The organism is Kitasatospora sp. NPDC056181 (assembly GCF_042266225.1).
Classification (GTDB): domain Bacteria; phylum Actinomycetota; class Actinomycetes; order Streptomycetales; family Streptomycetaceae; genus Kitasatospora.
This window is the reverse complement of sequence record NZ_JBHJUK010000197.1, coordinates 1-626: the sequence shown is the minus strand read 5'-3', so window position 1 is coordinate 626 and position 626 is coordinate 1.

The window sequence follows — 626 nt, the reverse complement described above, 5'->3', positions numbered from 1 at the left end:
GGTCGTGCGGCCGTGGGCGTCGTCCACGTTACCCCTGGGGGGCGGTTCCCGGTGCGGCGTGGGGGTGTCGCGGTGCCGGCCCCCGCTGCTGCGTCCGGCCGGCACCGCGGTCCCCCTTGCCCGGGAGGATCGGTCAGTTCTGCACAGCGCAGGACCACGGCAGGTACAGCGCACGGGCCGCGCTGGTCAGGCGAACCGGGCCGGCCTTGCGGACGACGATCTTCTTCATGGCAACACACCTCCTTGTATGACTGGTCATCAACAGCGCCATCTGCTGGTATGAATGAGCCCCTTGGGGCTATCCACACCAGCTTGGCGATGCAGCAAGTGTGGGGAAGGTGTGGTGACCGTGTCAATGGATCGGATCATCAAACCTGGAGCCCGCCGGACCGGTCCACTATCACCCCAGGTCAGAGCGTTACTGACGAAGTGTCGACGATCAGCCCGACGCCTCCTCGGGGCGAAGCCACTCGGCGAAATGGCCCGGAGTGGGTCGGTCACAGCCAGTGAGGCATAAACTGAAATGAATGCAGGCCGCATGATGTTCCACGCTGGCTCGGGGCCTTCCCGGGTGCGGTGCGGGCCGGACACGCCGCCGGGGCGCGGGGCTGGTCCGAGGACCATCC